General features: G+C 66.1%; 18 protein-coding genes. 2 read left to right on the forward strand and 16 right to left on the reverse strand.

Features of this window, described 5'->3' with window-relative positions; all coding sequences use genetic code 11:
* Nucleotides 1-8: 8 nt before the first annotated feature.
* From tolB to VEA80_RS12015, 9 genes are all read right to left on the reverse strand, one after another.
* Nucleotides 9-1,340, reverse strand: coding sequence for a Tol-Pal system beta propeller repeat protein TolB (gene tolB / locus VEA80_RS11975; RefSeq protein ID WP_325060980.1), 1,332 nt, complete (start codon nucleotides 1,338-1,340; stop codon nucleotides 9-11).
* Nucleotides 1,337-2,065, reverse strand: a complete 729-nt coding sequence (locus VEA80_RS11980; RefSeq protein ID WP_325060981.1) for a cell envelope integrity protein TolA — start codon at nucleotides 2,063-2,065, stop codon at nucleotides 1,337-1,339. The genes tolB and VEA80_RS11980 overlap by 4 nt, the downstream gene beginning before the upstream one ends.
* Nucleotides 2,066-2,069: 4 nt before the next feature.
* Entirely contained in the window at nucleotides 2,070-2,540 is a 471-nt protein-coding gene (locus tag VEA80_RS11985) for a biopolymer transporter ExbD (RefSeq protein WP_325060982.1), read from the reverse strand.
* The gene (gene tolQ / locus VEA80_RS11990) at nucleotides 2,540-3,226 is read right to left on the reverse strand and encodes a protein TolQ (protein WP_325060983.1); all 687 of its coding nucleotides are present in this window, start codon (nucleotides 3,224-3,226) and stop codon (nucleotides 2,540-2,542) included. Before tolQ ends, VEA80_RS11985 begins: the two co-directional genes overlap by 1 nt.
* Before the next feature lie 85 nt (nucleotides 3,227-3,311).
* Nucleotides 3,312-3,758, reverse strand: a complete 447-nt coding sequence (locus VEA80_RS11995) for a YbgC/FadM family acyl-CoA thioesterase (protein WP_325060984.1) — start codon at nucleotides 3,756-3,758, stop codon at nucleotides 3,312-3,314.
* Nucleotides 3,751-4,983, reverse strand: coding sequence for an acyltransferase (locus tag VEA80_RS12000; protein ID WP_325060985.1), 1,233 nt, complete (start codon nucleotides 4,981-4,983; stop codon nucleotides 3,751-3,753). Before VEA80_RS12000 ends, VEA80_RS11995 begins: the two co-directional genes overlap by 8 nt.
* 100 nt (nucleotides 4,984-5,083) lie before the next feature.
* Nucleotides 5,084-6,397: an FAD/NAD(P)-binding protein gene (locus VEA80_RS12005; protein ID WP_325060986.1), complete on the reverse strand. Its 1,314-nt coding sequence runs from the start codon at nucleotides 6,395-6,397 to the stop codon at nucleotides 5,084-5,086.
* Between the two features lie 551 nt (nucleotides 6,398-6,948).
* Nucleotides 6,949-8,298: a glycosyltransferase family 87 protein gene (locus VEA80_RS12010; protein ID WP_325060987.1), complete on the reverse strand. Its 1,350-nt coding sequence runs from the start codon at nucleotides 8,296-8,298 to the stop codon at nucleotides 6,949-6,951.
* Between the two features lie 97 nt (nucleotides 8,299-8,395).
* On the reverse strand, nucleotides 8,396-9,448 hold the full coding sequence (locus VEA80_RS12015; protein ID WP_325060988.1) for a CoA ester lyase: 1,053 nt from the start codon (nucleotides 9,446-9,448) through the stop codon (nucleotides 8,396-8,398).
* Nucleotides 9,449-9,761: 313 nt separating this feature from the next.
* Here VEA80_RS12015 and VEA80_RS12020 point away from each other — a divergent pair, with 313 nt between their 5' ends.
* Both VEA80_RS12020 and VEA80_RS12025 read left to right on the forward strand, forming a co-directional pair.
* Entirely contained in the window at nucleotides 9,762-10,739 is a 978-nt protein-coding gene (locus tag VEA80_RS12020; RefSeq protein WP_325060989.1) for an acetyl-CoA carboxylase carboxyltransferase subunit alpha, read from the forward strand.
* 68 nt (nucleotides 10,740-10,807) lie between these two features.
* Entirely contained in the window at nucleotides 10,808-11,380 is a 573-nt protein-coding gene (locus VEA80_RS12025; RefSeq protein ID WP_325060990.1) for a DUF1134 domain-containing protein, read from the forward strand.
* Here the strand turns inward: VEA80_RS12025 and VEA80_RS12030 are convergent, their stop codons facing one another.
* The 7 genes from VEA80_RS12030 to pheS form a co-directional block, all read right to left on the reverse strand.
* Entirely contained in the window at nucleotides 11,381-12,217 is an 837-nt protein-coding gene (locus VEA80_RS12030) for an ion transporter (RefSeq protein ID WP_325060991.1), read from the reverse strand.
* Between the two features lie 65 nt (nucleotides 12,218-12,282).
* On the reverse strand, nucleotides 12,283-12,792 hold the full coding sequence (locus VEA80_RS12035) for a DUF2231 domain-containing protein (protein WP_414731510.1): 510 nt from the start codon (nucleotides 12,790-12,792) through the stop codon (nucleotides 12,283-12,285).
* 57 nt (nucleotides 12,793-12,849) lie between these two features.
* Nucleotides 12,850-13,173: a quaternary ammonium compound efflux SMR transporter SugE gene (sugE, locus tag VEA80_RS12040; protein WP_325060993.1), complete on the reverse strand. Its 324-nt coding sequence runs from the start codon at nucleotides 13,171-13,173 to the stop codon at nucleotides 12,850-12,852.
* A gap of 119 nt (nucleotides 13,174-13,292) precedes the next feature.
* Nucleotides 13,293-13,826: a hypothetical protein gene (locus VEA80_RS12045; protein WP_325060994.1), complete on the reverse strand. Its 534-nt coding sequence runs from the start codon at nucleotides 13,824-13,826 to the stop codon at nucleotides 13,293-13,295.
* A 187-nt stretch (nucleotides 13,827-14,013) separates the two neighbouring features.
* A complete protein-coding gene (gene pheT, locus VEA80_RS12050; protein WP_325060995.1) occupies nucleotides 14,014-16,404 on the reverse strand; it encodes a phenylalanine--tRNA ligase subunit beta in 2,391 nt (796 codons plus the stop codon).
* Complete coding sequence (locus VEA80_RS12055; protein ID WP_325060996.1) at nucleotides 16,401-16,781, reverse strand: WapI family immunity protein; 381 nt, start codon at nucleotides 16,779-16,781, stop codon at nucleotides 16,401-16,403. Before VEA80_RS12055 ends, pheT begins: the two co-directional genes overlap by 4 nt.
* Nucleotides 16,781-17,860, reverse strand: coding sequence for a phenylalanine--tRNA ligase subunit alpha (gene pheS / locus VEA80_RS12060; RefSeq protein ID WP_325060997.1), 1,080 nt, complete (start codon nucleotides 17,858-17,860; stop codon nucleotides 16,781-16,783). The genes VEA80_RS12055 and pheS overlap by 1 nt, the downstream gene beginning before the upstream one ends.
* Between the last annotated feature and the right edge of the window lie 112 nt (nucleotides 17,861-17,972).

A 17,972-nucleotide genomic window follows, 5' to 3' on the forward strand; every position in this document is an offset into this window, starting at 1 on the left:
TGTTCCGATCACGGCAATAGAGGCGACCAAGCCGGGTCAGAAGCGTCGGTTTGCGTGGGAATCTCGCGTAAATTCCGCCCAGTAAGGTCAACAGACCATAACCGCGCGCCGCCACCGCGGCCCTCGCGGAAGAACATGATTACGCGACCATTAGGGGACCATGTCGGCGCTTCGTCGAGATAGGACTCGGTGAGGATGCGCTCGCCCGAGCCGTCCGGGCGCATGACGCCGATGGCGAAGCGGCCCCCGCCCTCGCGGGTGAAGGCGATGAGATCGCCGCGCGGGGACCAGACGGGGGTCGAGTAGCGGCCCGAGCCGAAGCTGATGCGGCGCTGGCCCGAGCCGTCGCTGTTCATCACATAGAGCTGCGGAGAGCCGCCGCGGTCCGAGGTGAACACGATCTGATTGCCTTCCGGCGAATAGCTGGGCGAGGTGTCGATCGCCGCGTTGTTGGTCAGCCGCCGGCGCGCGCGATTGCCGAGATCCATCGCGAAGATCTCGGAATTGCCGTTCATATCGAGCGTGAAGACGATGCCGCGCCCGTTTGGCGAGAAGCGCGGCGAGAACGTCATGCCCGGGAAGTCGCCCAGCACTTCGCGCCGGTTGGTGCCGAGATCGTACAGGAACACGCGCGGCGCGCCGGTTTCGAAGCTCATATAGGTGATGGTCTGCGCCGTCGGCGAGAAGCGCGGCGTCAGCACCATGGCGTCGGCGCTGGTGAGGAAGAACGGATTGGCGCCGTCCTGATCCATGATCATCAGCCGCTTGACGCGGCGCGTGCGCGGGCCGGTTTCCGAAACGAAGACGATGCGGGTGTCGAAATAGCCGCGCTCGCCGGTGAGCTGTTCGTAGATCTCGTCGGAAATCTTGTGCGCGATACGCCGCCAGTTGTCGGGGGTGGTCACCAGCGTGTCGCTGACCATCTCGCGCTCGGCGAAGACGTCATAGACGCGGTAATCGACCCTGATGCGTCCGTCTGCCTGCGGCGTCACTTCGCCCACGACCAGCGCTTGCGCGTCGATGATCTTCCAGTCCGCAAAGCGCGGCGGCACGTTCAGAGCCTGAATGCGCTCGATGAAAGCGTTCGATTGAATGGGCCGGAAGAGCGCGGAACGGTCCAAATTGGCCCGGATCACGCCGACGACATCGCGGCCGATCTGCTGCGAGGCCGGATTGGGGCCGAGGAACTCCACGATGGCGATCGGCATCGGGTTGAGGTGGCCGTCTTCCACGCTGACGCGCACTTGCGCCGCCGCCGGCGGCGCCGCGGACGAGACCATGGCGAAGGCGACGACGAAGGCCGCGAAGATTCTTGTCCACATGGCTTCTGCTCTCTTCATTGCCGCAATCCGAATGTCACTTCCTGCTCGCGCCAGAGGTCGTAAGCCTCGCCCACGATCGGGTCCTCCGGCAACCGGGTGATCGGATCGCAGGTGCGGACCGCACGCAGCGCGCGGTTCACGGCTTCGGCCATCAACGGGTCAAAAGTGTAGTTTGTGGGGCTGATGACGCGCGGCTGCCCGTTGAGGCTGCCGTCCCGGTTGAGGCGGATGGCGACGACGACGCGCAGCCGCTGCGGATCCGGCAGATCGGCGACCGTGCGCCAGCAACGCTCGAGGGCTTGCCGAGAAAGGCTGGCGATGCGCGCTTCGAGAGACGCCGTCTCGGCGGTGCCGCGGCCGACGCCTTCCTGGTTGCGATCCGAGGTCTCGCCTTCGCGGTTGCGATTGTTCCGTTCACGCTGCCGGTCGATGAAGTCGCTGGCGTCGGCGACGTCGAAATTTTCCTCTTGCTGGCGCGGCTGCGGACGGCGTTGCCCGGGCGCCGGAGTGGGAGCGGGCTGAGTCTCTTCCGGCGTGGTTTCTTCCTCTTGCGCCGAGGCCTCTTCCTCCGCCTCGTCGGTCCTGAGCGCGCGGACGTTCGACTCTTCGGCGATGTCGACGATCTCCACCGGCACGACTGCGACACCGCCGGTCGGCAACGACGAGCGCGCCTCCCAGACGAGCATCGTCATCAGGACTGCCCCAACGTGGCCGATAATGGAGACGACCAGACCGGCCCGCATGGGATCATTCGCTCCCCGCGGCCGGGCGTGCGCGTGGGCCGTCGTCCGTATCGGTGACGAGTTGCAGCTTGCGGAAGCCGGCCGAGCTCACGCTCGCCAGCACTTCGGCCATCGTGTCCCACGAAGTGCGCGCATCGCCGCGAATGTAGATCGAGCGGTCGTAGCCTTCGTTGGAAATGGCCCGGAGGCGCGGCACCAGCTCTTCGAGCGTGACCGGCGTTTCCTGCAGATAAATGACGCCGTCGTTCTGGATCGTGATCGAGAGCGGATCGGTCTCGGCGGCCGATTGCTTCGCTTCGGTGCGCGGCAACTCGATCGGGATCGAGACGGTGAGCAGCGGCGCCGTCACCATGAACACGATCAGCAGGACGAGCATCACGTCCACGAACGGCGTGACGTTGATCTCGGCCAAGCGGCCGGCGCGGCGCCTGCGTCCGCCGCCGCGCCTCTTGGAAGCGGCGAGCCCGCCAGCCATCAGCCGCGCTCGCTCAAGCGGCGCGAAATGCGCGCGGCGACTTCATCGCTGAAGGTTTCGAGCCGATCGCCGAAGCGGTCGAGATCGCCGGAGAACTTGTTGTAGAAGATGACCGCCGGGATGGCGGCGACGAGGCCGAGCGCGGTCGCGAACAGAGCTTCGGCGATGCCGGGGGCGACGACCGCGAGGTTGGTCTGCTGCTGGGCGGCGATGTTGGTGAAGGCGTTCATGATGCCCCACACCGTGCCGAAGAGGCCGATGAACGGCGCAGATGCGGCGACGGTGGCGAGAAAGCCAAGATTGCGCGCCGCGCGGCTGACTTCGCGCGAGATCTGCGCTTGCATCAGCCGGTCGACGCGATCCAGCAGCTGCTGGCCAGCTTCGCCGACAATGCCGCCGCGGCGGGCTTCGCGGAATTCGCGCGAGGCGGTCGCGTAAATCCGGGAGAGCGCGTCCCGCGGCTTATCGCCGGCGCGGTCGTCGACGTCGTCCATCGAACGGCCGGACCAGAACTCACGCTCGAACTTGCGCGCTTGCGATTCCAGGTCGCCAAATTGCAGCCACTTTTCGACCGCGATCGCCCACGACCAGACCGAGGCGACGGCCAGCACCAGCATGACCCCCTTCACGACAGGGTCGGCCTGCATGAACAGGGTCAGGACAGTAATTTGCTCGGCGGATTCCATGCTTGCTCCCGCATCCACGGCTTTCGAGACTCAGCCGCGCCCCGACCCGGTTTAGAGCCGGATTAGTTTGTCAAAAGCTGGACGCCTATGGCTCTAGAAAGGGTTTAAGCCGTTCCAAAAGCGTGGCGGGCGGCTTTCGCGGCCGGCCCGTGAGGCTGATGCAACAGACCTCAAGCTGCGCCTGGGCCAGGGTGTCGGTCCCGCGCAGCAGGAGCTGGCTGATGAAGATGCGGGGCCCGCGCATCGTTTCGAACACGGTCCGGACCCGGAGTGCATCGTCGATCCGGGCCGGCTGCACGAATTCCAGGGTGATCTTGTTGACGGCGAAGCCCATCGGATCGGGGCCGTTCAGGAGTTCCGTATGGTGAATTCCGGCGAGGCGGAGGAAATCGCTGCGGCCCCGCTCGAAATAGCGCAGGTAATTGGCGTGATAGACGAGGCCGGTGAAATCGGTGTCCTCGTAATAGATCCGCACCGGCAGGAAATGGACGCGCCCCTCGAAGCGGCCGGCGCTCGGCTCGTCGTCAGTCATTCCCCTGGGATACACGAAGCGCGCGGCGGACGACAATCGCACCGAAGGGGCGGTGGGCGAGATCGAGCGCCTCGCGCGCAAGCCGCAGCGAGAGGTTGTTGAGCTGTTTCAGCGGCCGGGTCAGCGCGTGCACGGCGGCGAGGTTGAGGGCCATCGTCAGCGTCAGCAGGCCGAGAAAGAAAAGAACGCCCTCCCCGGCGATGCGCGGCATCACCCAGCGTTCGATCTGCGGATTGACCAGGTGCAGGAAGAGCGAATTGACGACCAGCAGGTTGAGCGAGTTGCGGCCCCAGGCGTCGATTCTGGCGCCGACGAAGCCGCCATAGCGGGCGAGCAGGATCGACAGCGACATCGCGAAGGCGGCGCCGCAAACTGCCGTGACCATAAACATCGGGATGTTGCCGAACTGACCGATCACCATCGAGACGCCGAAATGGCCGCCGAGCCAGGCTTGGCCGCATTGCGCCGTCACGTCCCAGCGGCAGCCTTCGTTCAGGTGGAACGTGAGCGCCGTACCGGCGCCGGCAACCAGCAGCAGCGCATAGGCGGCGGCGCGTCGGCGCTCGAGCGCCTGCACCAAGTCGCGGGCGTAGTGGCCGGCGATGAAGGCGAGAAAGGCGACGCCGAGAAGATCGATCTGGTAAACGTTGCGCCAGCTCAGCGCCGTGGCGGTGAGCGTGAGCGCGAAGAGCCCCAACCCCACGCCGATCAGCACAAGATCGCCGAAGCGGTTCGCCACCGCGGCGATGACGCGCACGACTGCGAGCGCGACGAGAAACCAGAGCGCGGTCAGCGAATAGACATCGCCAAGGACCGCCATGCGGGCGAGACCGCGCACGAAGCGCATCGGCTCGAGCGGATCGACACCGAGCGCCGCGGCGAAACCGGCAAGCGTTGCGATGAGGCGCAGCAAGTCGAACAGCACACAGGCGATCAGCGTCAAGATGACGAGCGAGAGCGCCTGGCGCAGCGTGGTCGCGAGGGACTTGTCCTCCCGCCAGCCGACGCCGGACAGAAAGAAGAAGAACACCATCATGAACGAGGCGCCGAACTTCCATTGCAGGAAGGCGGCTTCGCTGAAGTGCTCGCCCGCGCCCATGAACCAGGGCGCGAGCGCGTGCCCGTAGATCACACTGAGGATGGCGATGCCGCGGCCGACATCGAGCGCGTTGGCGCGCCCTTCGTAGCCGGCCCATCTGCCGACACGTGTCCCCAATGCTGCCATGGCAGCAAAGAACCACGCGCGCGCGCGCCATCAAACGGAAAGCCCGCCGCGCGCGAACGTTACGGCGCCTAGTCGCCAGGCGCCCGCAAAGCATGCCGTTTCAGCACAATTCCGCTGCGATCCTGGAGGCCCAAACGCGGATGTCGGGCGCCGCCGTGGATTCCCAGAATGCTCCCTGTGTCAACGGACCAAGAGCGTAAAGATCGTCGTGCGGGCGCCCTTCGGCATCGATCACTCGGCTTCTGTCATCGAGGTCGAATCCGAGCCCGCTCGCATGTGGGCGTGCAAGTCCGGCATCAATCAGTTGGACGATCAGAGGATCGTTGCTGCGCCGGAGATCCGCATCGCCCCCGGTGCAGTTAACGATGCCCGCCACATCCAGGCGATTGCGCGCGACGCTCGTGCGCCGGCGATACTCGACCGCGACTTTGCCCTTCATCTGTTCAGCAGCGATGACCTCTCCGGCGATGATGCGGAGACGTCCTTCAGTTTGAAGCGCGGCGATGTCCGCGGCGGCTTCAGGCGCCATGCGGTGACGGTGAACGTCCCACCACGGCCGCAAGTGGCGGAGAAATCGGCGCTGAGCAGTCGGCGAGAGCCGGGTCCAGAGCGGCGTCGTGTGAGGGCGAAGACGCTCCATCGCCTGCTGCCATGGCTCGCCTTCTGCGGCCAGGCGCGCCGCTTCCGCGCGAAAGGCGGCGACCGCGTCGCAGAGCCGCAGAGGCAGATCGAATGTATCGCTCGGGCGCGGCCATGGCGGGTCGAGATGTGGGCGGGGCGTGAGACCCCTGCGCGAAAGCGCATGAATGACGCGGTCCCGCCGCCTTCGCGCCAACGCAAGCGCGACATCGACCATCGTGAGCCCTGTGCCCAGCAGCAGCACGTCGCCGGAGCCGACGCGCCGCAGCGCGCGCCGATCCCAGGCTCCGATGACCGCAATATCGCTCATCGCGGCGATATTGCGCGGCGGCCGATGGCCGAGCGCGAGCACGACTGCGTCTGCTTCCAATGTCCCGCTTGCCAGCCTGATGCGCCAAGCGTTGCCGAGGCGTTCGCAAGCGCGGACTTCGTGGCGCAGGCGCTTGAGACGACGGCCGAACGCGCCACTCTCTCTGCGCAGGGTCTCGCCCATGTAGGCGCCATAGAGCTTGCGCGCCGCGAAGGCCTCACCGGCTTGCCCGGTGCGCGCTCTCAGCCAGCGCGCGAAATGATCCGGATCGTCGGCGAACGCGCTCATGTTCGAAGCGCGTACGTTGAGCAGATAGCTGTCGTCACGCACGCCGTAGGCAAGCCCCGCCCCGAGCCGGGCGCCGCGCTCGATCAACGTGACCGATTGCTTCGCCCGCATCAGCAAGCTGGCAAGACACACGCCGCTGAAACCGCCGCCAATTATTGCAATGCGCTTGCGCGTCATAGCAGACGGGCGGAATCGAAGGGGCAATGAGCACACATCGGCGCATCATCGCCCAGCTCCAGGAAAAAGTGCCATGCTCGAACGCATAGCTCCGTGCGACGAGCGTATGCCCCGCTGCCCCTCCGAGCGGGTGCGTCTCAGCAGCCGGCTGACGACACGATCACATCAAACCCTGCAGCATCGGCGAGCTCAGCGCGGCAATGGCGAAGTAGGCCATTGTTGCGCCGATAAAAGCGAGGACGTGTTTGGTTCGCATAGGTCTCACATCCGTCGTGTGCTGCGGATGCGATTAACTCTGGGAGCGAAAGCCGGTTCCGGATCGACGGTCACGGGACCACCCAGGTGTGCGCTCCAGCATTCTCGCCGTTGCTGGCGCACTGCGGTCAAGCCGCCCGTCAGGCGGCGGAGAGCACCGGCGACGTGAGCACTGTGACGCCGAAGTAGAAGAGCGTGACGCCGATCAGCGCAAAGAGGTGTTTGGTTTTCATTCGTGGTCCCACCGTTGTCGGCGGTGGTGTAGCCAACCGGCGGGCAGCGCGGCGTGACGCGCGTTACGCCGCGGCGGGACGACCCGGGCGCGTCACGGCGAACTCGCGCCGGATCACGATGGCTGTGAACACAGCGGCTGTGAGCAGCAGCACGCCATAGGCGCCGCTCAGGAGAATGCCGGCGCCGCGCAGATGAACCCAGGTGGACTCGTCGCCGAAGTAAAGCAGGAGCTGGCGCGGCCAGGCCAACACCAGGGCGAGCACGAGCCACGCCGTGGCCATGGCGATCCACAGGCCTTGCCGTGGCGAGTCGGCGCGAATGCGGCGCCAAGTCAATGCCATCGCGCCGACGACGCCCGGCAAGACCATAAACATGTGATCGCCCTCGGTCACCGGCCCGATACTGAGCAACGCCGCAAGCGCAGCGCCGAAGCGCAGAAGATCGAAGGCGCCGGCTTCATCTGGCGCCGCTGCGCGCCCAGGTGCGGCGATGATCCAGAACGTCGCTATCGCGACGACGGCGGCGAGCGCCAGCAGCGCCAACGCGAGCGGCGTCGCGATCAGCCAAGCCTCGCTGTAATCGTTCGAAGTGAAGAGACGGAGGCCGAGCGCGTAGAACGACTGGTTCAGCGGATTGGCGGCATATTCGATCGAGGCGTAGTGGCGAGTGGTTTCGCGCCACGACTCGAATGTGTCGAACACGTTCGGATAGGTCGGCAGAAACGATGACCAGAAAAGGATCGCGCTGAAGGCCACTGTCGCAAGCGCCGCCTTCCAGCTTTTCTGGCGGACGAGGAAGAACACGACGACGCCGAGAAACGGCTTGCAGCAGATCGCCACCGCCCAAAACGCGCCCGCAGCCCACATCCGCCGCGCCCGCCACGCCATCAATCCCAGCAGCAGCAGGAGCAGCAGCATGAAATTGAGCTGGCCATGCATCAGGTCGGCGCGCGCGGTGCGCCCGATCAGCAGCAGTCCCGCCCCGAGCAGCGCCAGATGCGCGGGCGCTGCAAAACCGAACCGCCGGCTCATCAGCCAAACCGAAACGAGCAGGAACAGCGCCGTCGTGACGATCCACACGTAACCCGCCGACGCGCCGAACACCGCCGCGAACACGGCGATCAGTTCGGCGAACAGCGGCGGATAGGGATAGCGATGCAGCCCCTGATCCGGCGCGTCGTACGGGTTGCGACCGTGCGACAACTCACGTGCGGCATCGAGATAGAGATCCATGTCGGTGTAGGCCGGCCAATCGCCCCGCACCTGAATCTCGTTGGCGACCCACACGGCGGCGACGCCGATGAGCACGAAAGCGAGCAGCGCCGCCGCAGCGCGCAGCCAAAGCTGCGCGTCGAGCGCGACCAGCCAATCGCTGATGCGCTTGGGTCGGAGGGCTGAGGCCAGTCCGTTCACATGAAACCCCGCAGACGGCGGCGTGACGTTACGCTTGCGGCGGCTCAGGCCGCAATGACTTTGACGATCAGTCCCGGTTCCCGAGGGGTCTCGAACGTCAGTCGAGGCCGTAAGCCGCCCTCATGTCCGGCTCTTTGGCCGCCACCAGCTTCGCCAGATCCACGATCACTTTGGCCTGCTTCCAGGTGGCGTCGTCGAGCATCTTGCCGTCGACGAGGGCGACGCCCGTGCCGTCGGGCATGGCGTCGAGCATTCGCTTGGCGAGTTTCACCTCTTCGACGTGGGGCGTGAACACGCGCTTGGCGATCTCGATCTGCGACGGATGCAGCGTCCAGGCGCCGACGCAGCCCATCAGATAGGCGTTGCGGAATTGCTGCTCGCAGCCTGCGGCGTCCGCGAAATCGCCGAACGGACCGTACATCGGCTTCAGTCCGTGCATGACGCAGGCGTCGACCATGCGTGCGAACGTGTAGTGCCAGAGATCCTGCTGCGCGGAAGCACGTTCGCTCGCGCCCTCCTGCGCGTCGCTCAGCACGCGATAGCCAGGATGGCCGCCGCCAACGCGCGTGGTTTTCATCTTGCGCGAAGCGGCGAGATCGGCGGGCCCGAGGCAAATGCCGTGCATGCGCGGGCTCGCGCCGGCGATGGCTTCCACATTGGCGACGCCCTGCGCGGTTTCGAGAATGGCGTGCAGCAGGATCGGACGCTTCACATTGTGCTTGGCTTCGAGCAAAGCCAGCAGTTGATCCATGTAATGGATGTCCCACGGACCTTCGACTTTCGGCACCATGATGACGTCGAGCTGGTTGCCGATCTCGGCGACGAGCTGGGTTACGTCGTCGAGGTGCCAGGGCGAGTTGAGCGCGTTGATGCGGCTCCAGAAGCCGACGCCGGTCTCGGCGAAATCGAAGCGCTTGCCCATTTCGATGGCGCCGGCGCGGGCGGCGTCCTTGGCGTCGGCGGGGATCGCGTCTTCGAGGTTGGCGAGGATGACGTCGACCTGTTTGGCCAGGTCGGGGACGCGGGCCCGGAGTTTCTCATTATGGGCCGGCACGAAATGGATCATCCGCTCCAGGGTGACCGGAAGCTCGCGGAGGGGCGCGGGCGCGCCGGCGGCGAGCGGGGCGAAGAAGTGGCGGGGCGGTTTCATGGCTCGCTCCAGCCTCCCCCCTTGCGGGGGAGGCGCCCGCGAAGCGGGCGGAGGGGGGGCGCAAAACACGCCCCGGCGCCTGCGCGATTGAACGCCCCCCATCCCCTGCCCCTTCCCCGCAAGGGGGAAGGGGTCGCTAATCCGCAAGCGCCGCGCATGTAGCCTCCAATCTCGCACCTGCAGCATGGGACGCGCCGGGCCGGCTGGCAATCGCCCTAGCCCGGCTGGCGCTTTACCTTGAAGCATGGGGCCGGGTCGGTATTGTCCGGCGCTTTCCAGGGCGGGCCGGTCTGGCCCATGGGTTTGAGCCGCTTTGCGCACCTATCTCGACTTCGAAAAACCGGTCGCCGAGATCGAAAACAAGATCGAAGAGCTGGCCGCCTTGGCCGAGGCCTCCGGCGCGGACGCGATCTCACAAGGCGTTGAGCTGTCACGCCTCAAGACCAAGGCCGAAAGCCAGCTCGCGGCGATCTACGCCAAACTCGATCCCTGGCAGAAGACGCAGGTGGCGCGGCACCAGGACCGGCCGCGCTTTCGCGATTACGTCGCAGCGCTGGTGACGGACTTTGTCGAGCTCTCGGGCGACCGCAACTATGGCGAAGATTCCGCCATCCTCGGCGGCACGGGCAAGTTTCTCGGCCGGCCGATCCTGGTGATGGGCCATGAGAAGGGCCGCACCACCGCCGATCGGTTGAAGCACAATTTCGGCATGGCGCGGCCCGAGGGCTATCGCAAGGCCGTGCGGCTGATGGACTTGGCCGAGAAATTCGGTCTGCCGGTCGTCAGCTTCGTCGACACGGCGGGCGCTTATCCGGGCATCGGCGCCGAAGAGCGCGGCCAAGCCGAAGCGATCGCGCGCTCGACGGAACGCTGCCTCACGCTTGGCGTGCCGATGGTGGCGGTGATCGCCGGCGAAGGCGGCTCCGGCGGCGCGATCGCAATCGCAGCGGCGAACAAAGTGCTGATGCTGGAGCACTCGATCTACTCGGTGATCAGCCCCGAAGGCGCGGCGTCGATCCTGTGGAAAGATTCGGCGCGCGCGAAGGAGGCGGCGACGGCGATGAAGATCACGGCGCAGGATCTCCACGAACTCAAAGTGATCGACGAGATCTTGAAGGAGCCGGTCGGCGGAGCGCATCGCGAAGCCGCGGCGGCGATCGCGACGGTCGGCGCGGCGGTGGCGGCTTCGCTCGACGAACTGGCGCAGCTGTCGCCGGACGAGCTGCGCAAGCAGCGTCGCGAACGCTTCCTGGCCATCGGCCGGTTCGAAGCGGAAAGCGGCGCCGCCTAGACGTTCAGCTTGCGCTCAGGGTCGCGCGCGCCACATATGCGGTGCGGGCCTACCTGAGGGTGAATGCCATGTCCGATGCTATGTCACGCCGCGCGTTGGCGCTGGGTCTGGGCGCGAGCGCGCTTCTGCCGGCGGCGGCGCTGGCGCAGAACAACGACACCTATTCCGAGCCGGAGATCGTCGACGCGGCCGAGCGCTTTTTCGGCGCCGGCGCGGAAGGCGTCGCCGCCGTCGTCAGCCACGTGTTCTCCGATCTCGGCCGCCCGAACGGCTACATCGAAGGCGAAGAAGGCTCCGGCGCCATCGGAGTCGGGCTGCGTTACGGCGACGGGCGGCTCCGGCTGAAGAATCGCGGCGGCGCGACTCGCGTCTACTGGCAAGGGCCGTCACTCGGCTTCGACACCGGCGGCAACGCCTCGAAGGTGTTCACGCTGGTCTACGGCATGAGCGATCCCGAGCAGATTTTCCATCGCTTTCCAGGCGTCGAAGGCACGGCCTATTTCGTCGGCGGCGTCGGCGTGAACTATCAGGAGCGCAACGGCGTGACTTTGGCGCCGATGCGCGCGGGCGTCGGCTTCAGACTGGGCGCGAACATCGGCTACCTCGCCTACTCGCGCCGGCGCCGGCTCAATCCGTTCTGATCACTCCGCGGCTTCCTGCTGCGCGTCGTTGAGGGCGCGTTGGGAGGCTTCGTGGCGTTCGCGAAATTCTTCGGCGAAGGCGGAGGCGAGAATGCCGGTCGGCAATGCGACGATGCCGACACCGGCGAGCGCGACGAGGCCGGCGGCGACGCGGCCCCAGAGCGTTTCCGGATAGACGTCGCCGTAGCCGACAGTGGTGAGCGTGACGACCGCCCACCACATCGCGCGGGCGATCGAGCCGAACGCCTGCGGCTTGGTCGCGCCTTCGATGAAGTAGAGCATCATGGCGGCGATGTAGAGCTGCGCCGCGGCGACCGCGAGCGCAGCCATCAGCGGCGCCCAAGCGCGGCGCACTGCTGCGCCGACGATCGCGAACGCCGGCACGTAGCGCGCGAGCTTGAACAGGCGGAAGAGCCGAAGCGCGCGCATCGCCGGAAACAGCATGCCGGTGTAGCTCGGAAAGAACAGCATCGCGATCAGTTCGGGCGCGAAGGCGAGCACGTCGCCGATGGTGACAGGCTGCGCCAAGAAGCGCAGGCGGCCGATCACGCCGGCGTGGCGCGGGTTCTCGCCTTCGGACCAGAAGCGGAGCGCGAATTCGAGCGCGAATATCCAAACGACGGCGACATTGATCCACTGCACCAATGGCAGCCAGGCGCGGTCGAGCCCGGAATCGACGCGCAACAGCTCGGTCTCCATCGCGAGCGAGAACAGGCTGACGATCACCAGCGCGATGATCGTGCCGGAGAAGAAATTGATACCGCCGGGCTGATCCGGTTCGAGCCAGTCGTGGACGTAGGCCTTCGCCGTCGCGTGCTTGCGTTTGATGAGCGGCATGCGCGCTCGCCTCCCCTCGTCTGACTAGTAAGGCCGGGCGAAGGGGCGAGACAAGCGGGCTCGCGTCAGATGCGTTCGCGGGTGCGGATGGTCTGCGGCTGGCGATCGGCGATGGTGTCGCTCGGCGGCTGCATCACGCCGACGCGGTGGCGATAGGCGAGCTCGCCGCCCTTCCAGCCGGTGTAGAGCAGGATCACGCCGACTGCGGCCGAGAGCGTGAGGCCCCACGGCAGCACGGCTTCGGCCGCGCCTTCGGAGAGGCGCACGCCCCAGGAAACCGCGGCGAGCGTCACGGCGATGAGATTGCCGACCATGTGCCGCCAGGCGTCGCGCAGCGCGCGGATGCGGCTGTCGCCGAAGAAATCGGTGAAGCCGGCGAGCGCGGCGACGAGCGCGGTGACGACGCCGGCGCCGGTGAGCCAGGCGGCGGCCTGCGCCCAATCCTCGTGCGGATTGCTAGCGTAGACGAGGTCGCAGACCAGCGCGCCGATCCAGAACGCGATCGGGAACACGATCAGCATTGGATGTATGGGGTGGCCGCCGATCTTGGCGGTGCTCTTGGGATTTTCGTACATCATGGCGGAACTCCGGAGTAACGGAGCAACGCCGGCGCGTACGCACCGTTCCGGGAACTAGCTTGGGCTCGTCACTTTGAGCCCGACGATGCCGGCGACGATGAGGCCGATGCAGCCGAGCCGGATGGCGTTGGCGCTTTCGGAGAACAGCATGATGCCGAGCAGCGCCGCGCCGACGGCGCCGATGCCGGTCCAGACCGCATAGGCGGTGCCGATGGGGAGTGTGCGGGCGGCTTGGGCGAGCAGCCACATCGAGGCGATCATGGCGGCGATGGTGACGGCGCTGGCGAGCGGCTTGGTGAAGCCGTCGGCGTATTTGAGGCCGATGGCCCAGACGATTTCGAGAAGACCGGCGACGGCTAGTGTGATCCAGGCTTGCATGCGCTCATATGGACCGCGGCCGCCCTCCCCGGCAATCATTGTCGCGCGCATGCGGCGGCGCCGCGCGAATCGGGTGTTTCGCGCGGGGATCAAGACGATGGGAGACGGCCAGGCGCGCATCAGGACGTGTCGAAGCGGAGTGGCGCGACGCGGGCGAGCGTTGCGAGCGCCTCTTGCGGCGGACGCACGACGCGCATGGCGAACAGACGCGTAAGGCGCCGCTTCAGCCGCTTGGCCGCGCGCACGGCGAGCGCGTCGATGCTGTTCAGCGCATTGACGATGAGAGCGAAGCGCACGCGCAAGTCGCGATGGCGCATCAGCTTGCGCAGCCAAGCGCCGCGGGCGGCGCGCCGAATTGAACGTACGCGGGTGCGGCAGGCAAACCCGCGGCGCGCCCAACTGCGAATTCTGAGGCTGCGTGGCCGCGGCCGACCCATGTTCAGATAGACGCGATAGACGACGAGGCTGGCGACGAAGTTCGCGGCCCGGGTCAACTCCGCATGCGCCTGACGGTGCAACGGGTGGCGGCGGTCGAGCTCGAACAGGGCGATCCACATCCCGCCCAGCCACGCGAGCGCAAGTCTCGCCCAGGCGATAAGCCTGGCGAGTCTGTGCTCTGTGATGGCGGAGGGGCGGTGTTTCATGCGGCGCATTGTACAGCCGCCACGGCGCCGTCGGATTTCTTTTCGCGATGTCGCGCGATTTCAACGGCTTAGGGCGAAAAGTGCGGGGATAGAGGGGATGTCTATCCCACAGAGCGCGGCGCTTGCAGGCGGAATGCTCGCTTCGCGAGCCTCCGGGGATGGGTGAGTTGTTGCGTCAAACAGAGCGCAACATGCTCTAGCCGCGCAGCGTGCCGCCCGTCGCCTTCATCACAGCGCTGACGATTTTGGCGCTGGCCGCTTCGATGTCGGCGTCGGTCAGCGTCTTTTCGCGTGGCTGCAGCGTGACTTCGATGGCGAGCGATTTCTTGCCGGGCTGCATGCGTTCGCCGCGATAGACGTCGAACAGGTTGACGTCGGTGATGAGCTGCTTGTCGGCGCCGATGGCGGCGCGGACGACGTCGGCGGCTGGCGTGCCGTCATCGACGATGAAGGCGAAGTCACGCGTCAGCGGCTGGAGATCGAGCTTTTCCAACGGCGGCTTGGTGCGGCCTTTCGCGCGCGGGGCCGGCAATGCGTCGAGGAAAATTTCGAATGCGAGCGCGGGGGCTTCGACATCGATGGCTTTCAGAGCGCGTGGGTGAATTTCGCCGAAGTAAGCGATCACTTTGGGGCCGAGCTTCAGCGCGCCGGTGCGGCCGGGGCGCCAGTGGGCGGGCGCCTCGCTGGCGGTTTGCAACGAAGCGACCGGCGCGCCGATGGCTTCGAGGATCGTACGCACGTCGCGCTTCACGTCGAAGATGTCGGGCTGGTGATGCGCGCGCCAGTGGCGCGGCGGGCGCGCACGCCAGATTGCGGCGAGCGTGCGCTGCTGGCCGGAGTCGCTGGTGCTTGTGTAAGCGGGGCCGGCTTCGAACAGACGCGCGTCGTCGAAACCGCGGTCGGCGTTGCGTTGCGCGGCGGCGAGCAGTTGCGGCAGCGCTGTGGGGCGCATGCAATCGAGATCGCTGGCGATCGGGTTGGCGACCAGCATCTCTTCGCCGCCGCCGCCGAAGGCCTGCGCCTGGGCGCGCGAGCAGAAGCTCCAGGTGATGGCTTCGTTGTAGCCGAGCGACGCGGCGGCGCGCTTGGCGAGGCGCGAGCGGCTTTCGCCGACGCTCGCCGGCGGCGGGCGGAAGCCCGGCGCGCGCGGCGGATCGACCAGCGGCATCTTATCGTAGCCTTCGATGCGCGCGACTTCTTCGACGAGATCGGCCGGGCCTTCGACATCGCGCCGCCAGGTCGGCGGCTGGACGATGAAGTTCTTCGAACTCTGGCCTTCGCCGGTGACCTCGAAGCCAAGATCTTTCAGCACGGCGCGCACCCGCGTGGGCTTCACGTCGATGCCGGCGAGCTGGCGCACGCGGTCGGGGTTGAAGGTGATGGCTTGCGGGGCCGCGGGCTCAGCGCCTGCGACCTGGATTTCGCTGGGCTCGCCGCCGCAGAGATCGAGGATCATGCGGGTTGCGAGTTCGAGACCGGGCACGACGAAACCGGAATCGACGCCGCGGGCGAAGCGGTACTGCGCGTCGGTGGTGAGCTGGAGCGCGCGGCCGGTCTGGTGCGTAAGCGTTGGATCGAACAGTGCGCATTCGACCAGGATGTCCGCGGTCGTTTCGCTGACGCCGGAATATTCACCACCGATGACGCCGCCGAGGCCGAGCACGCGCTCGTCGTCGGCGATGACGCACATTTGCGGCGTCACGTTGTAGACGTTGCCGTTGAGCGCCTTGAAGCTCTCGCCGTCGCGGCCCATGCGGGCGCGAACAACACCACTGAGCTTGCCCGCATCGTAGACGTGCAGCGGGCGCCCGCGGTCGTGGGTGATGAGATTGGTGATGTCGACCAGCGTGCTGATCGGCTTTTGGCCGATGGCGCGCAGACGCTGCTGCAGCCACGCGGGCGACGGGCCGTTCTTGACGCCACGGATGAAACGGCCGGCGAACATCGGGCACGCGTGCGCGTTTTCGGTCGCGACTTTTTGCGGCGACGGATAGCGGCCCGGGATTGGCAGGATCGGTTTCGTCGTTTGCTTGCCGATACCGGCAGCGGCGAGATCGCGGGCGATGCCGGCGACGCCGAGCCAATCGGGCCGGTTCGGCGTGACTTCGATGTCGATCACCGGATCGTTCAAGCCCAGCGCTTCGGCGAGCGGGGTTCCGACTTTAAGCTCGGGATCGAGTTCGAGGATGCCGTCGGCGTCGGTGTCGAGTTCAAGCTCGGCGCCGGAGCAGAGCATGCCGTTGGAGACGACGCCGCGCACGGGGCGGGCTTCGAGCGTGATGCCGCTGCCCGGGATGGTCGTGCCGATCGGCGCGAACGCGGTGACGAGGCCGGCGCGCGCGTTGGGCGCGCCGCAGACGATTTCGAGTTGGCCTTGCGCGGTTTCGACTTGGCAGACTTGGAGTTTGTCGGCGTTCGGGTGTTTCGCCGCGCTGATGATGCGCGCGACGGTGAACGGCGCGAGCTTTTCGCCGGCGTTCTCGACGGATTCCACCTCGAGACCCGTCATGGTCATGGTTTCGACGATTGCCGCGATGCTCGCATCGGTGGCGAGATGCTCTTTGAGCCAGGAGAGCGTGAATTTCATTGTGCCGCCCCTAGTTCAGTGCGGAGAGCGCGCGCAAGCGGGCCGAGATAGGTCTGATCCATACTGAAGCTTATGTCTGCCTTATGCGATTGATGGTCATCAAAGCGCGCATTCACTTCGACACCACCGAGCGTGCGAACGCTCACGCTGATGGCGACTTCCTGGTCAATTCCCGAGAGCGTTGAGTTTCCGGTTAGTGTCTTGTCCATCCTCTCTAGGTCGGAGATGAACCGCTCTGGCTCCATCAAAAGCGTTGAGAACGCACCGCTCAGCGAGGACACCTGAAATGTGCCCTCAGATAAGATGTAGCCGAGCTCTTCGTGCCGACCTCGGAAGGACAGCGACACGTTCGCCGTTGGCGATCCGATGACAACCATCACCCGATCCCCTGCGCCAAACCCGGCAGCAGATACGGACTGAAGCCGTAATGCTTCAGCCAGCGCGTGTCGGCGGCGAAGAAGTCGCGGAGATCGGGCATGCCGTATTTCAGCATGGCGAGGCGATCGATGCCCATGCCGAAGGCGTAGCCTTGGTATTTGTCGGGATCGATGCCGCAATTCTTGAGCACGTTCGGGTGCACCATGCCGCTGCCGAGGATTTCGAGCCAATCGTTGCCGGCGCCGATTCTAATCGTGCCGCCGGAACGGTCGCAGCCGACATCGACTTCGGCGCTCGGTTCGGTGAACGGGAAATGGTGCGGGCGGAATCTGAGGCGCACGTCGTCGACTTCGAAATACGCTTTGATCGCGGCGATCAGCACGCTTTTGAGATCGGCCATGCTCGTGGTCTCGTCGATGACGAGGCCTTCGATCTGGTGGAACATCGGCGTGTGGGTGGCGTCGGAATCTTTGCGGAACGTGCGGCCCATGCAGATCATGCGGATGGGCGGCTTCTGCTTCAGCATCGTGCGCACTTGCACGGGTGAGGTGTGCGTGCGCAGCACCTTGCGCGCGCCGTCTTCGCCCTTCGCATCGAGGAAGAAGGTGTCGTGCGTTTCGCGCGCCGGGTGGTTCGGAGGGAAGTTGAGCGCGGTGAAATTGTTGAAGTCGGTCTCGATGTCCGGGCCTTCTTCAACCGAGAAGCCCATCTCGCCGAAAATGGCGGCGAGTTCTTCCATCACTTGGGAAACCGGATGGATCGTGCCGAGGCGAGGACGAACCGGCGGCAGCGTCACGTCCACCGCTTCGGCCTGAAGCTGGCGATCGAGCGCAGCTTCCGCGTGCGCCGCCTTCTTGGTGACGATGGCTTCGGTGACCTTGTCTTTGAGGACGTTGAGCGCCGCGCCGAACGTCTTACGCTCGTCCGGGCTCATCGCGCCCAGGCCCTTCATGAGCGCCGAGATGCTGCCCTGCTTGCCGAGCGCTTCGACGCGCAGGGCTTCGAGGGAGGCTTCGTCGTTGGCCTGCTCGATGCGCGCGATGAGGTCGCGTTCGAGAGCTTGAAGGTCAGTGGTCATATCGAGCCGCCTCAACTGCTCCCCCGCGTGCGGGGGAGCTGTCACGCGAAGCGTGACTGAGGGGGCTGAGGCGCCACGTTCTAAGAGGGACTTACCCCCTCCCCCTCGCTTC

The sequence above is a fragment of the Vitreimonas sp. genome (genome assembly GCF_035627415.1).
Taxonomy (GTDB): Bacteria; Pseudomonadota; Alphaproteobacteria; order Caulobacterales; family Aquidulcibacteraceae; genus Vitreimonas.